The 15,751-nt window shown below is 45.1% G+C and carries 13 protein-coding genes; 7 read left to right on the plus strand and 6 right to left on the minus strand.

Annotated elements, in window-relative coordinates:
- Together AC06MN_RS06205 and AC06MN_RS06210 are read left to right on the plus strand one after the other, a co-directional pair.
- Positions 1 to 432, plus strand: a 432-nt coding sequence (locus AC06MN_RS06205) for a hypothetical protein (protein WP_475671485.1), incomplete at its 5' end; no start/stop codon positions are given.
- 164 nt (positions 433 to 596) lie between these two features.
- Complete coding sequence (locus tag AC06MN_RS06210; protein WP_475671486.1) at positions 597 to 1,508, plus strand: Rpn family recombination-promoting nuclease/putative transposase; 912 nt, start codon at positions 597 to 599, stop codon at positions 1,506 to 1,508.
- 212 nt (positions 1,509 to 1,720) lie between these two features.
- Here AC06MN_RS06210 and AC06MN_RS06215 read toward each other — a convergent pair whose 3' ends face one another.
- The 6 genes from AC06MN_RS06215 to bamG form a co-directional block, all read right to left on the minus strand.
- On the minus strand, positions 1,721 to 3,397 hold the full coding sequence (locus AC06MN_RS06215) for a BACON domain-containing protein (RefSeq protein ID WP_475671487.1): 1,677 nt from the start codon (positions 3,395 to 3,397) through the stop codon (positions 1,721 to 1,723).
- A 115-nt stretch (positions 3,398 to 3,512) separates the two neighbouring features.
- Positions 3,513 to 5,630, minus strand: a complete 2,118-nt coding sequence (locus tag AC06MN_RS06220) for a peptidylprolyl isomerase (RefSeq protein ID WP_475671488.1) — start codon at positions 5,628 to 5,630, stop codon at positions 3,513 to 3,515.
- Positions 5,631 to 5,726: 96 nt separating this feature from the next.
- The gene (locus AC06MN_RS06225) at positions 5,727 to 6,992 is read right to left on the minus strand and encodes a hemolysin family protein (RefSeq protein ID WP_475671489.1); all 1,266 of its coding nucleotides are present in this window, start codon (positions 6,990 to 6,992) and stop codon (positions 5,727 to 5,729) included.
- Positions 6,989 to 7,552 carry an LPS export ABC transporter periplasmic protein LptC gene (gene lptC, locus AC06MN_RS06230; protein ID WP_475671490.1) on the minus strand — a complete coding sequence of 188 codons (564 nt, stop codon included), beginning with the start codon at positions 7,550 to 7,552 and terminating at the stop codon, positions 6,989 to 6,991. Before lptC ends, AC06MN_RS06225 begins: the two co-directional genes overlap by 4 nt.
- Positions 7,553 to 9,007, minus strand: a complete 1,455-nt coding sequence (locus AC06MN_RS06235; protein WP_475671491.1) for a hypothetical protein — start codon at positions 9,005 to 9,007, stop codon at positions 7,553 to 7,555.
- A gap of 98 nt (positions 9,008 to 9,105) precedes the next feature.
- Positions 9,106 to 10,395, minus strand: a complete 1,290-nt coding sequence (gene bamG / locus AC06MN_RS06240) for a BamG family beta-barrel-assembly machinery protein (protein ID WP_475671492.1) — start codon at positions 10,393 to 10,395, stop codon at positions 9,106 to 9,108.
- A gap of 637 nt (positions 10,396 to 11,032) precedes the next feature.
- On the opposite strand from bamG, the gene AC06MN_RS06245 reads away from it, so the two are divergent.
- The 5 genes from AC06MN_RS06245 to AC06MN_RS06265 all read left to right on the plus strand — a co-directional run bounded on the left by AC06MN_RS06245 (position 11,033) and on the right by AC06MN_RS06265 (position 15,659).
- Positions 11,033 to 12,316: a UDP-N-acetylmuramoyl-tripeptide--D-alanyl-D-alanine ligase gene (locus AC06MN_RS06245; RefSeq protein WP_475671493.1), complete on the plus strand. Its 1,284-nt coding sequence runs from the start codon at positions 11,033 to 11,035 to the stop codon at positions 12,314 to 12,316.
- The gene (locus tag AC06MN_RS06250; protein WP_475671494.1) at positions 12,313 to 13,371 is read left to right on the plus strand and encodes an anhydro-N-acetylmuramic acid kinase; all 1,059 of its coding nucleotides are present in this window, start codon (positions 12,313 to 12,315) and stop codon (positions 13,369 to 13,371) included. Before AC06MN_RS06245 ends, AC06MN_RS06250 begins: the two co-directional genes overlap by 4 nt.
- A gap of 74 nt (positions 13,372 to 13,445) precedes the next feature.
- Positions 13,446 to 14,159, plus strand: coding sequence for a MotA/TolQ/ExbB proton channel family protein (locus AC06MN_RS06255; protein WP_475671495.1), 714 nt, complete (start codon positions 13,446 to 13,448; stop codon positions 14,157 to 14,159).
- Positions 14,160 to 14,275: 116 nt separating this feature from the next.
- Positions 14,276 to 14,686: an ExbD/TolR family protein gene (locus AC06MN_RS06260; RefSeq protein WP_475671496.1), complete on the plus strand. Its 411-nt coding sequence runs from the start codon at positions 14,276 to 14,278 to the stop codon at positions 14,684 to 14,686.
- A gap of 214 nt (positions 14,687 to 14,900) precedes the next feature.
- Positions 14,901 to 15,659 (plus strand): energy transducer TonB family protein, encoded by a 759-nt coding sequence (locus AC06MN_RS06265; RefSeq protein ID WP_475671497.1) that lies wholly within the window; start codon positions 14,901 to 14,903, stop codon positions 15,657 to 15,659.
- The last annotated feature ends 92 nt before the right edge of the window (positions 15,660 to 15,751 follow it).

Here is a 15,751-nt window from a genome sequence, read left to right on the forward strand (position 1 = left end):
CCTAAAAAGTTTGACTTTAACAAAGTCGGCTCAAAAGGAAAAGGGCAATATATTGTCCAATACAATTCTAAAATGAATACTATTAAAACATATTACATCCAAACTTTTGATAAGAAATCAAAAAAGATGACACTTATCCATTTCCCAAATGGTAGTCATAAAGCAATGCTAATAAACTACCAACTGATCGGAGAAGCTTCCCCAAGCAAGCCAAAGTCCACATATGACACTCCTCTAGATCCAATTGTGTCAAAGGAATATGATGTTCTTGAAAGAGACACCTCTACGGGTACAACTTCTACAAGTGGACACACCTCAACAAGCGGGAATTCTTCTACAGGAAAAAGTACTTCTACTGGTGGAGGGTCGACAACAAATACCAAAACCAACACGTACATAGATTCCCAAGAACAACTCAAGCCTCTCAAATAGCAAGCATCTAACTTCCCACATCACCCTAACTTTCTCACAAATTCTTAGGTTGGTGTGGGATTTTCCTACAACAGCTGTTAAAGCAAAAAAATCAAAACAAAAATTTGGAGGTGTCATAAATTGTGTGTATCTTTGCAACCAACAATTCAAAGAAAGGCTACACTATGGCAAAGTATCTTGACCCAAAGGCGGATCTAACCTTCAAAAAGGTATTTGGCGAGCAGAAAGACCTGCTCCAGAGTTTTCTCAATGCCGTACTTCCATTGAAGGAAGGCACAGAGATAGAGTCTCTGGAATATCTCTCTCCTGAGATGGTGCCTGAGAATCCGGCAAAGAAGTACTCTATTGTGGATGTTCGTTGTACGGACAATCACAACCGCCAGTTTATTGTCGAGATGCAGATGTACTGGACAGAGGATTTCCTTCAGCGTGCACTCTTCAATACATCAAAAGCGTATGTCCGTCCACTTGAAAAAGGGGATGGATATGATGAGTTGCGTCAAGTATATTGTGTCAGCATAATCAATGATATTGCCTTCCCAAATCTGAAGGATGAGTTCTATCATCGCTATATACCAGCGAACATTGACCATCCCGAGAACACGATAAAAGGTTTTGAGACCATCTTCCTTGAACTGCCAAAGTTCCGTCCATCGAGTGTAAGCGACAAGAAGATGATGGTGCTTTGGCTTCGTTTCCTTACCGAAATCAACGAGCAGACAAAGGAAATTCCTGCAGAAATGTTGGAGAATGAGTATCTTTGTAAGGCAGTTGGAATTGTAGAACAATCAGCATACACGGATGCCCAGCGTATGGCATACGATAAATTCTGGGACGAGATTGTCAGCGAAAGGACTCTTATGAAAGGCTATTTCCGTCAGGGGCATGCAGAAGGACGTGCTGAAGGACGTGCTGAAGGTTTGGAAAAAGGCGAAGCAATTGGTCTGGAAAAAGCCCGAGCCGAGCAACATAGAGAGCTGATTGAAATGGCACGAAAGATGAAATCGAACAATATGCCCGTAGAAATGATTAAGCAATACTCTGGACTTTCGGATGAAGACATTAAAGGCTTGTGATTTTTGAAAACAGCCAACACGAAGTACAAAGCCTGAAAAGAAATGGAAAACAAATTCTGGTACTGGTTTAGCATGGGATTCTAATCCTGTAGAGACGTTGCACGCAACGTCTCCCAAAATCAATAAAATCGAGACGTAGCGCGCTACGTCTCTACAAAAAATTGCGGAACCGCAATCAGCAGTTCCGCAATTTTTTTCATTTATCAATCGCCTTATTTTGCATGAGGCTGATTCACCTGAATGATAACCAAGCCGTCCTTTTCACCAGTTACGTAAATCTCAGCCGAACGGTCTCTTGGAGACGCATTCGGGTCAACAACGATAGTAAAAGCACCGTCGTTTGTGCCACTTACCGGGTCATAAAGAATCCAAGATGCACCTTTCGACACCGTCCAATTCTGATTAGAGAACACAGGGATTTCAGTCTTTAGGCCTTCAGCCGGCGCAGTGATTTCAGTCACTTCTGTTGACAAGGTATACACATAACCACTTTGGACAACCTCAAATGAATCCGAAGCACCTTGAGCCGTTGAAACACGCACCGTGCATGAACGGGGCGTCATTTCATAGTTCGTATCGACACGCAACGAGAAAGTGCCATCACCTTCACCGCTGTTTTGGATTGGTTCGGCCCAACTGCTGCCTCGAACAGTCCAAGTGACATTAGACGAAACTTCAACAGGAAAAACATCCCCAACAGCATCAGCATTGATTACATCAACATTCAAAGAAACGTATGGAGCCTGATCGCCTGCTTCCTGATGAACTTGGATTTGTTTTTCAAGAATACCGGAAACCACATATACGACCGTATTTCTCGGTGTATTCATTATGTTTTCTTCAGCAATAATATCAAAGGAACCATCACCTTCACCATCTTGGGCTGAGAAAGAAATCCAATGTTCAGGGCAATCCACTTTCCATTGTTCATCGCAGCCAATACTAATCACAGCATTACCCCCCTGCTTGCCAAAATTAACTTCCATAGGCGAAACATCAAGATGACGGGGATCAATAGCAGCTTCCTGTGAAACTGTAACCGTTGTATTCTGATGCGCATCGGAAGTAAAGACAACTGCGCCAAGACGAACTTGAAAATCTTCATTGTTTTCAGCCGTCACCGTAATTTGTCCGTTGCCCGAACCTTCAGTTACACTAAGCGAAAGCCAATCAACCGAAGTTGAAACGCTCCAATTTGAGGCACAAGTTACCTCTATTTGTTGTGAACCGCCTTCAGTTGAAAAACTCAAAAACTTAGGATTTACACTGACAGCTACCTCACTACCATCACTTTGCGTAACGCCGACTGAAACCAAAGCATTGGCACCAGCAAAGATAAGGCTTGCTTTGCGGGAAGACGAATCACCACCAACATATTCCTCTACAGACACCTTTACAGTTTGGCTTCCACTGCCCGATGTCGGATTAACAGAAATCCAAGGAATCTGCTGTGATATTTCAGAAAGTGTCCACTCACAATTGGAAGATATCTGCAAATCGAATTCACCACCATGATAATCAGCTGTAATAGAATCAGGTGAAATTGAAAGATAATTTTCCTCAACATAACCCTGAGACAGTTTCAATTGAGCTGAGTTGGTTGAGGTAGACACTTCAAGGACAGCCTCACGGATTGCATCACCCAAATTTGGTTGGGCTGCTAAAACAATCGAAGCGTCTTTACTGCCAGAAGTTTCCGAAACAGCAATCCATTCTGGGCATTTTTCAACATTCCAGTCGCCATCAGTGTTGATTTCAACTGTCACTTCACCACCAGTAGGTTCAAATTCAAATTCCGTAGGCGATAAAGTAATTTCATGCTTTTTGCCGCAACTCACTGCCAGAACCAGCAGCACGGCCATCAGAAGTAAACTTTTAAACTTTTTCATATTAATTTGATGATTTTGTTCTATGAGAATGCAAAAATACACATTTTATTGTGTAGTAAGACAAAAAAAGGCCAGAGCGAACTCCAGCCTTTCAAACTATGATGCAGATTCCTTATTAATAGTATCTGATTCTGTTGTCTTCAATCTTAGCCTTGTTTCTCAAAGCGCTGTAGATGGAACCACCCAGAACCTTGTTGTTGAACTGGCTTGTCTTTTCTCTGTAGATATCGCTGTAGTCAGTGGTTTCTTCTGGAGTTGTGAATTTCACGTTCTTTATGATGAAAGCACTTGAATTACCAGCAACTGGGCCAACTTCCTGACCTTCCTTCATGCCGAGGATGGTACCGATAATGTCAGCTTCAACGCCGAAGTTGCTCAAAACACGGGATTCAATGTTGACATCAGAAATTGTGGTTGACTCGGCACCGAGTTCGCTGACCATTCTGTTGATGTCATTACCGCAAGCATTCATTTTTTCGACGGCCATTTCACCTTTCTTGAGGTTCATGATCTGGTATTTGGCTTGTTCGGCAACAATACTGATTGGAGCATAACCCTCAGGAACAATATTGGTCAAAGCTGCGACGACATACATATCATCAAGGTCGTAAACGGTTGAAATGTCACCGACTTTGGTCTTTTCGTCGAAAGCCCAGCGGACAATTTCACGAGGATTGTTGACACCCGTAATCTGATAAGTGCTGTAGTTCATTCTTGGCATGGTGCGCTTGGTAAGGCCCTGTTCTTCGATAGCTGCATTGAACTGGTCGTATGTCTTGTTTTCGGTGACGAAACGGTTTGCATCGGCGAAAACATTCTGAGCAGTCTTGGTGCTATAGGAAATGTCGTGTTTCAGAACGGCGAGACGGACTTTCGGTTGAGCTGCGGTCTTGTCGGTCACCTTAATGATATGATAGCCGAACGGAGTTTCAACCTTACCGATTGTGCCGACTGCGTTATTAACGACAAATTCATTGAAATCGGTTACCATTGTGCCATCGGTGAACCAACCGAGGTCACCGCCCTTGTCCTTTGAACCTGGGTCGGTTGAGAACTGACCGGCGAGTTCGGCGAACAAATCAGCATCCTTGCTGCCTTTCAGGACTGCGAGGAGGCTGTCAGCCTTAGCTTCAGCTTCTTCTTTAGTCATTGTGGCTTCGGTACGTGCAGCACCGGCATAGCTGATGAGGATGTGACTTGCCATCAATGAGTCGGGACGGTTCTGCATATCAACGATGCGGACAAGGTTGTAAGCATCTTCGTTTTCGTAAGGGCCGAACACGAAACCAGCTTCGTGACCTGCATCGAAAATAGAGGTTTCAATCTGCTGAGGAACATCCTTTCTGCCCATCCAAGTGCTGTCGTAGCGCTGGTCGGAGTTGGCATTGACGAAACTTTCAACGTTTTCGACAGTAGCAAAATCTTCCTTCAAACCATTCACGAAAGCAAGTGCATCCTGACGGTCTTCAACTGAAGGCTTGATGTCGAAAATCACGTATTCAATGTCGCGCACTTCATCGGTTTCATATCTGTACTTGTTTTCTTCGTAGTACTTCTTGTTTTCATTGTCGGTGACAACGACGGTCGAGTCAGGGATGTTGGAATAACGCAAAGCGACGATGTCGGCTGAAGCCTTGATGTTCTTATTCTCATAGTACTTCTTGGCCAACTTTGCAGGCACGAAATAAGAAGCCTTCACGAGGTTTTCGAACTTGGTCTCCAAACGGTCTGCCTTGACGGCTCTTTCGAAGTCCATCCACTGCATACGTGCTTCAACTGGGAAATCGTTGAGGTTTTCAAGATAGTAGTTGAGGTTTTCCCTATTGAGCGTACCATCAGGGTTGCTGAAGCTTGAAACGACCCATTCGTGAGGATTTTCACCAGTGAACTGGTCGGTGAGTTCTTCACTTGAAACGTTCATGCCGAGGGCTTCATATTCCTTGGTCATGATGTGGTCCTTAATCATCTGCTCAAACGTAGCGTTGCACTGTCTGAGGTTTTCATCGGTAGTCAGATTCTTACCGGTTCTGCTTTTCATGTTTTCAACATCCTTGTCCTTTTGGGTTATGAAATCCTGATAAGGGATTCTTTCGCCGTCAATCACTGCGATGTTGTTCTCACGGTTTCTACCTGTGCTCTGGAACAAATCCTGCAACACGAATGCTAACAAAGCTAAACCGATGATTGCGATTAACAATCCAGAATGTTTTCTGATTCTTTCAATTGCTGCCATAATTTTCTTACCTTATTTATTTATAATTCTTTCTGAAAAAAGCGTGCAAATTTAGTAATTTTTCCAATTGAGAAGCTAAATGGAGAACTTTTTTATTCAATTATCACCTAACTCAAGTTTCACTTCCTCCAATTTCATGTCGGAAGCCTTGAGGATACTGACCTTATATTTGCCAATATTGAAGGTTTCGCCTTCCGTCGGAATGTCTTCGCAATAATGCAGAATCATGCCAGCCAAAGTCTCGTAATCATCGGAAACCGGAAGGTCAAGTCGGTATGTATCATTGAGATAGTCGATTTCGAGACGAGCCGAAAAAACGTAAGTGTTCTTGCCGATTTTCTTTTCCGTTTCTTCTTCAACATCATATTCGTCATTAATTTCGCCGAAAATTTCCTCAATTACGTCTTCCATTGTGACGATGCCGGAAGTGCCGCCAAACTCATCGACGACAACCGCCATCCCCTGATGTTTTTGAATAAAATACCTCAAAAGACGGTCGGCGGTGTAGGTTTCGGGGAAGAAAGCAAGCGGGCGGACCAGCTTTTCTATCGTCATTTCATGCTTCATCATGGTTTCGCGAATCACGTCGTTCAGATGAATGTAACCGACAATATTGTCGATGTTATCTTCATAAACGATGAGCTTCGAGTGTTTAGTTTCCTCAAAACGGTCCCTGGCAAAAGCGAGGGAATCGGTCGATTTCACGGCTTCGATTTCGTTTCGCGGCCCCATGCACTCGCGCAGCTTCACCGAGCGAAATTCCATGGCATTCTGGAAAAGCTGAATTTCCTGCTGAATGTCTTCGTTTTCCTCTTCGGGATCGGCATATTCGGCAATGTAGTCATTCAAATCAACAGTCGAGAACCTATAGGCCGACTCGTTGATTTTCTGACGGAACACATAAAGGATAAGGAACTCCGAAATGCCCGTATAAACCAAAATCAGAGGATAGAGTATGAAATAGCAAAGATAAGTCGGGAAGGCGAAAAACGACAAAACGGCATTCGGATTGATGCGGAACAACACCTTCGGCAGAAATTCGCCCACCAACAGGACCAAGAGCGTGGAAATGAGCGTTTGAACCAAAAGCATAAGGAAATCATTGGAAATGTTGATGTTACCCCCAATGATATTCGCCATGCTCATACCGTAGATAACCAAGGCGATATTGTTGCCTAACAAAAGAGAAGTGATGAAACGCGACTTGTTCTTGAAAAACAGGCTTATAATCCTTGCTGAAAAGTTGTTTTTCTTCAATTCGACCTCAAGCTGCAAGCGGTTGATGCTATTGAAAGCAATCTCCAGACCCGAGCACATGGCAGAGAAGAACAAGGTTATCGCAACAATCAGCCAGTCGTTCATAGATTATCCTCCACTTCCATAGTTGCGCGGCCATAATAAATCGTGTATTCAGAAAGGTCTTCCTTGGCCACCAGACTGTCACCTTCAATATCCCTGCCTGGCGTAACAATCCTGACATGCGACCGAGTGTAGATCATCTTCACATCCTGATACCAGAAAAGTTTATCGGAATACATTCTTTCATCATTTTCGTAATTGATGATGACCACATTTCCGGTTGCCTGAATCAAATCGCCGACATATTTGCCATAGTCGGCACTGATTTCCGAATTTGGATTCATATTATTATCAAAGAAAAAGGCATGAAATCCCAATGGAAACTCCATTTCGCCATTTTCATCATTGCTTTCCCTACGCACCAAGCGCGGAGCCGTGAGTTTCAGCTGAACATTTCCCGAATCGCTGCGGAAAAAAGTGACGCTGTCGGCAGTGATGCCCGAAAGCGTGTCGTCAGAAGCCATATCCATGACCACCGCATCGGGATTGCCACACGAAAACAACATCACAGCCACTATAGCTGTGATGTTGCACCAAAATAATATCTTATGAAATCTGTTCAATTACTTTTTAGTTCTAATGGTTGTGGTTTCACCAATCCAGCCACCGATTGAATACGACTGGCCGTCCTGATAGTCATTGAAGAACACAGTTTCGGTTGACGGGAAATACTGTCTGTAAGCTGCAATCAGATCAGCGGCTTTCTTTGCGATAGACGGGTCGAGTTGTCTTGCTCTTTCGCACTTGTCGACGGCTGCCCAGAACACTTCCTTGCCGCCAAAGATGCTGCTTTCATACTGCTTTGAGCTTTCAGCATAAAGCATAGCGATGATAAGGTATGGTTCGCCGGCGGTCGGGTCAACCTGTGCGGCGCGGCGGGCAGCATCACGACCCTTTGAATAGTTGCCGACATTCTGGTAGCACATGGCGAGGTTACGCAGTGCGCGGTAAACGCGGTCGTTGTTTTCAGCCTTGGTAGCTTGCTCGAAATAGGTAGCAGCTTCGCTGTATTTCTTATCCTTGAAGAGCTGGACACCAATGTTATAGGCAGCTTCAGGGCTTGGTTCAAGAGCGTAGAGGTTCTTGGAAGCATCGAGGAACACCTTTGAATCGGTGCAATCCTTCTTATCAAGAACGGTGGTGATTCTCTTCAGGAGATTGACATCATTCGGATTTTCGTTCATCTTGACAGAGAACACTTTGATTAGGTCTTCGCATGAAGCAAATGGCTGGAAGAGGTTGTCAATGTTGTTCTTTACACCTTTATAATTATTAATGTTCTTCTCGTTCTTTTCAAGTTGCTTGTCGAAACCTGCCACGGCATCAGCATCGGCGGCTTCTTCAGCTTCCTGCTTGGCAGTGAGCAGTTCGGTTTCGGTTTCGGCCAGCGTCTTCACGTTAGCATCGAGCACATCGGAAAGTTCCTGATAAACATCGATAACCGTCATCTTGTCGGCCTTGCCGTTGTTGACCATGTCGGCGGCGGCGCGGAAATATGAATCGAGGAAACCAACCTGAATCTGGGCGATGTCGAGTTCAACGGCTTCTTTCAGCACATTGTAAGCCTCTTCATAGCGGGCAGGATTGTAGGTGTAAATCAGATAACCTTTCTTGGCCTTGATGTTGGCGATTTGCGAAGCGCCAGTCTTAGGATCGTTCGGGAAGCAAATGGCTCTCGTGTCGGCCAGCATGTTCAGTGTGTCGATGTAAGCATCCTTCTGGCTTGGGTTTGTACGGATGAAATAATCCATGATTTTTTCACCGTTGGTGTATACGTACTGACTCAAACGCGGGCTATTCAGGAACACATATCTCCATGCGGAGACCATTTCCATACTGATGGCATCTTTCGCATACTTTGCAGCTTCCCACTGCTTGAAGTATTCACGATAAGTCGATTGGTTAGTGACGCTGGCAACACTGTCAACACCATATTTCGGGGCATTGACATTCTGTGCGGAAGCACTTACTGCCATTCCAAACATAACGGCCAGTAACATTACTCTTCTAGTTTTCATCTCTCTAATTTTTATTGTTAAACTTATATTAATTTCCTTTTTTTGTTCCTATTCAAATATCATTCCAAAATTGAATCAACCGACATGGATTGATTATTTCATTGGTATTTACGCTTCAAGAACCAACGCTCGAAAACCGAGACACCTACAGTAGCCTTGATGTAACGTTCCTGAATCAGATTGGATGACTTGGTGCCGCACTGCCCCACTTCAACCGCCACGTTGACTTTCGACAACGACCTTGGCAAAGGCAACGAAACGCCGACGGTGAGTCCAATTTTATTGATGGATTTTCCCCTGATATTCAGGAAAGTCTGTTCATAAAAAGCACCAAAGCGATACGACATTTTGGTGAAATAGTTCGACACCGAAGAAGAAGTCGGGATAAGTTCACCACCGAGGGCGACGCTCCATGAGTTTTGCAACGAATCGTTGACACCTTCGCGGGCAAATTTGCTCCATTGCGACCAATTGAAATCGGCACCAAGAGTCCAGTGGTTGTCTTTCTGCAAAGTGACGCCAAAGCCAAATTCGTGAGGCATGGTGATGCGCGACTTATCCTTCGCCGAATAAAAAATGGTGTCGATAGGGTATTCTACATCTGAATCCGAGCTTTGCTTGATTGAACGTATATAGATGGTTTGCTTACCTTTTAGCTTCATTTTCTGATTATAAGTGAGGCCCAAGCCCAAATTCAAGCCATTGGAAAGTTTCGTATTGTAAAGCACACCGTAATCGAACATGAACGACTTGACCAACATATCTATGCCACGGCGGGTTTCAATCATAAAAACCGAATCGGGGAAACTCAGCGTAGTCAGGGTTTCGTAATCACCGAACACATAAGTGGCATTTACACCTACTGAAAAATTCCTGCCCAAGCGAAAAGCATTACCGATGAAAGCCTGATTCAAGCCTCCGCTACCCTTAAAAGTAGTGGCATAATTGCCCACATCATCCTTATGGTTGTTCACCACCAAATTATAGCCGACATTGCTAAATGGCTGAACGCCAAGCGAAATACGCCACCATTTGGTAGCACCGAAAGCCATGGCGACATAATCGAAATTGGCGTTGCTTGAAGTCTCCGACAGATTGGAAGTGCTGAAATCAGAGGTTTTGAAATACATGCCGGCATCAAACAGGAAAGCCAACGTGTCAATCATAGCATACGAAGCTGGATTTTCGGTGTTGACAAGACTCTTTCCAAACATGGCATTTGAAACGCCGCCCATACCTTTCAGTCTGGAATTCATTGTCTTATCTCTCAATTGTCCGATACCGAACATGGAATATGGCGAATCGACATTGGCCTGAGCAACTACTCCCTGAGCAAACAGGACAAGCAGAACCACGGCGCAAATTTTCTTCAACGTAATATCTCTCATAGCGATAATTCTATAGGTCAATTATTGGGTAATTATTAAACACACCCAATTTTGAGCGTGCAAATATCCGATTTTTTAACTCGTTGAGCAAATTTTTATTGCTTTCTTTGCAAAATAAAGTCAAAATGATGGGAAAATGATGGGGAAAAAAGAAGCAGGATTTTGGGAAAAACAGATTTCAACGGACAGCTGATTTGACGGATTGTTTTTTTCTCCCGCCGATGCCGCTGACTTCCGCAGAGGATTTTTGAACCGCTGATTGCGCAGATGACGCTGATTTTACGCAGATTGAATTTCAAATGCGCCCTTCGACAAGCCCCTTCGACAGGCTCAGGGAGCAAAGCGCATAAATTGAAACAAATTGGCTGGTGCAAGAAAAAAATTTACTCCAAAATTCACTCTTCGATTTCCCCCGCATTTACTTGAACAGACGGCTTGCCGCCGGCATCGTCCAGCGCGGCTACAAAGATTGATGAAAGATTTATGTAAAATTCGCTTCTCATATAAATATTTCGCAGGAATTGATGATTCACATACGACAATTTACGTTTTTCTTTTCAACGCATAGCAATATTTGCCTATCTTTGCGTTATCAATTAGATATTATTATCAGCACTATTTGCATAAACAATTCGTTATGAACACTATAGAAATCATCTACAAAGCCTTAGAAAAAGCCTACAGAGTGACAACCGACAGCCGTAAAGTCCAAAAAGATGCCGTGTTCTTTGCCCTGAAAGGCGAGAATTTCGACGGCAATGACTTTGCCCTAAAAGTAGCCGAAGAAGGCATAGCTTCGCTTGTGGTATGCGACCGAAACGACATTCCCAAACACACACGCATCGTCAAAGTCGAAGATTCCTTGAAAGCCCTGCAAGACATTGCCCGCCATCACCGCCACCAAATGAAGGCCAAGGTGCTTTCCATCACGGGAACCAACGGGAAGACCACGACGAAAGAACTTGTCTCAGCTGTGTTGGCTCAAAAATACAACATCATTCACACCGAAGGCAATTACAACAACCATATCGGCGTGCCGCTTACCTTGCTGACCATCAAGCCAGAAACGGAAATTGCCGTTGTGGAGATGGGAGCCAACCACCCTGGCGAAATCGACACGCTGGCTCACATTGCCTGCCCCGATTTCGGTCTCATCACCAACATTGGAAAAGCTCATTTGGAAGGCTTCGGGAGTTTTCAAGGTGTCATCAACACAAAGACTGAACTATACAGATACATCAAAGAAAACGGTGATTTCGTTTTCGTCAACCGTGGCAACGAATTGCTTTGGAATCTTTCTTCAGAACAGAAACGCGTCAGCTACGGGTTCCATAACGATGCCGACTACCAAGTCGCGCCCGGCGAATGCAAGCCTTATCTCAGCCTAAAATGGAAAAACCGTTTGATTCAGACACGGCTTGTCGGTGCCTACAATTTTGAAAATGCCGCTGCTGCCATTGGCATCGGCCAATACTTCGGCATTGATGACGACAAAATTCAAATAGCTCTTGAGGCCTATCAGCCCACCAACAGCCGCTCGCAAGTCATCGAAAGCGGCAAGAACCACATTATCATGGATGCTTACAATGCCAATCCGACTTCGATGCAAGCCTCGGTACGCAATTTCAGAAACATCTGTGGCGAGAACCACCTTTTGATTTTGGGCGACATGCGCGAACTGGGCAAGGAATCGGAAAACGAGCACAAAGCCATTCTCAAGCTGCTTGAGGAACTGGAATACAAGGCAGCCTATCTCGTAGGACCGAATTTCTGTGCTTACAGCGACTGCAAAAAATGGTTCACCTTCCCGACCATCGATGATTTGTGTCAATATGTTGAAAGCCATCCAATTGAGGGCAAAGACATTTTGGTAAAAGGTTCGCGCGGCATACGCTTGGAAAAAATATTGCCCTTATTATGAGTGAACATCTTGCCATAGGATTGATGTCGGGCAGTTCGCTCGACGGCGTGGATTTAGCCTTGGTGAATTTTAATTCCGAAAATGGAAAATACGGGTTCAACATTCTAAGAACCAATACCCTACCCTATTCTGATGAATGGGAGCAAAAGCTCTCCGAGGCCTTTCACCAAAAGCCTGAAGACCTGACAAATTTGGACAAGGAATACGGCGAATATTTAGGGGAACAAGTCCTGCAATTCATGCAAGAGGACAATGTCACCCCTGATTTCATCGCATCGCACGGCCACACCATTTTCCATAAGCCGGAACAGCATTACACATTACAAATCGGTAACGGACAGGCACTTGCCAAGGCATGTGGCGTTAACGTCATCAACGATTTCCGCAGCGAAGACGTGAGCAAAGGCGGTCAAGGTGCGCCATTGGTTCCCATTGGCGACAAACTGCTTTTCAGCGATTACGAAGCCTGCCTCAACATCGGTGGCATCGCCAATGTATCCTACGACGAAAACGGACAGCGCATCGCCTACGACATTTGCATTGCCAACCAAGCCTTGAATCACCTTGCAAACCAAAAAGGTTTGAAGTACGACATGGATGGTCTTTTGGCCCGAAGCGGAAAAATTGACGGAGCGCTATTGGACAAACTGAATTCTCATCCTTTCTTCACGCAAAAAGCACCCAAATCGTTGGGCAGGGAATTTTTCGAGACCGAGCAGAAAAATCTGCTAAAGAATTTGAGAACCAACGATTTATTGACAACTTTCACCGAACACATTGCCATGCAGATTGGTCAATCATTAAGCCATCTTCCCAAAGGCAAACTGCTCATCACGGGTGGCGGTGCCTTGAACAAATATCTCGTGGAACGCATTCAGCATCACACCAAACACCATATCGTCATTCCCGACAGGCAAATCATCGAATACAAGGAAGCCTTGATTTTCGCCTTTTTAGGTTTGCTGAAATTAGAGGGCAAGACCAATGTGCTTTCGTCGGTGACCGGCGCGGAAAGCGACAGTTGCAGCGGAAGGATTTGGAAAATCTCGCAATAAAATGGCACGATTTTAGTTAATACAAGCAAAACACAACAACTAAACGATTAAACAAATCAACAAATAATATCAACATGTTTTCCCTACTTCAAATTCAGGCAGCAAGCAACGACTTGGCTGCAACAGCGGCAACAATGCCCGTAGAAACCATGGAACAGCCAACGGAATACACCTTATCTATATTGGAACTTGCCACCAAAGGCGGTTGGATTATGGTCGTTCTCGGCATCCTTTCGGTTTTGGCGGTTTACATTTTCATTGAACGTTTCCTAACCGTCTCGCGTGCAACGAAATACGATACGGGCTTCATGGAACGCATCCGCGAATACATGAAAGACGGCAAGATTGATTCGGCAAAAGCCTTGTGCCGCGGCAACTCCACCCCTATTTCCAGAATGATTGAAAAAGGCCTGTCGCGTTTGGGCCGTCCGCTAAACGACATCAACTCGGCCATCGAAAACGTTGGCAACCTCGAAGTCAGCCAGTTGGAGAAAGGCGTTTCCATCCTCGCCATGATTGCCAGTGCCGCCCCAATGCTCGGTTTCTTAGGCACCGTGACAGGCATGATCCGCGCTTTTTACAACATGTCAATGGCCGGTAACAACATCGACATCGAATTGCTCTCATCCGGCATCTACGAAGCCATGGTCACCACGGTCGGCGGCCTGATTGTCGGCATCATCGCCTATATTTTCCACGCCATCATCACCAACCGCATCCAGAAAGTGGTCTACCTGCTTGAAGCCAAAGCAACGGAATTCATGGATGTGCTGAACGAACCGGCGTGATGGAGGATGAGTGACGGGGGAATGGTTATCGGTTATCGGTTTTCAGTTTTCAGTTATCAGTTTTCAGTTTTCAGTCCATCAGTCAAATTGTCAAATAGTCCACAAGTCAATAAAATATGATAAAATCAAGGAACAAGATAGAACCATCATTCAATTCCTCGTCGATGTCCGACCTGGTGTTCTTGCTACTCATTTTCTTCATGCTGACCTCGACTTTGGTTGCGCCAAATGCCATTAAGCTTTTGCTGCCATCGAGTAGCAGCAAGACGATGGCCAAACAGACCGTAACCGTCTACATCAATGAAGAATACAGCTATTTCGTTGAGGAAACGCCTGCCGACGAAACCACTTTATCCGAACTCATCAATGCAAGGTTGGGGGCCGACACGGAAGGCACCGTCGTGCTACGCTCGGACAAGACCGTTCCCGTGCAATACGTCGTCAACGTGATTGATGCCGTGAATGAAATCAACAACGCCACCGGCACAAACCACAAGGTGATTTTGGCCACTTCGCAGAAGAAATAACAAGTGGAAAGTTTCAAAGTGTGAAAGTGGAAAGTGTTGAAGTTAGGAGTTAGGAGAAAAAAAGAAGAATTTAGGACACGCATCCGCCCTGAAAGGGCAGCTTAATAAAACGAAGGGCAAAGCGAGCTTGCAAGCGACACCCTTCGCAAGACGAAAAAGAAATAAAAACGACGCCCTGAAAGGGCAGCCTTAAACAGCAAATGACAAGCCTAACATGAAAGCAAACAAAGATAAAGGCATAGCGGTTATCGGTACGGTAGCGGTCCACGCGCTGGCGCTGCTGCTGTTGTTCCTGATGGCATTCCGCACGCCGCTTCCGCTTCCCGGCGAAGAAGGCGTGGAAGTCGATTTGGGCATGTATAACCAAGGTATGGGCGACATTCAGCCACAGCAATCGGCTATCCCTGAGGAAGTCAAGGCACAAACGCAACCTCAAAAGACCAAGGAAGAGATTGTGACGCAAGACACCGAAGAAGCCCCTGCCATAGAAAAGAAAAAAGACAACAAGAAGGAAACAGAGGAAACCAAAACTGCAGAGAAACCACAGCCGAAAGTCAACCAGAGAGCGTTATTCAAAGGCTCCGACAAGGCTCAGGACGGCGGTTCGGAAGGCATAACCGGACAACCCGGCGACCAAGGCAAACCCAACGGACTGGCCGGTATCAAGCAGTATGACGGCAATGGTGGCAACGGCAACGGAACAGGCTACAGTTTAGGTGGCCGTGGTGCCAAGAAACTGGAACGTCCCAACGAAGATTTCAATGAGGAAGGTCACATTGTAGTCGACATTTGGGTCAACCGCGAAGGCAAAGTGGTACGTGCCGAAATCGCCGCCAAAGGCACCGACATCGTCAACAGCCAAATGCGCAGCAAAGCCAAAAACGCCGCCCTGCAATCGAAATTCGCTGCCGACCCCAACGCTCCTGACGAGCAGAAAGGAACCATCACCTATACTTTCGTCATAAATCAGTAGCATATTTTGGTTGTCAGTTTTCGGTTATCAGTTTTCAATTATCGGTTATCGGTTATCGGTTATCAGTTATCAGTTATCGGTTATCAGTTATC

This window comes from Candidatus Limimorpha sp., assembly GCF_056203535.1.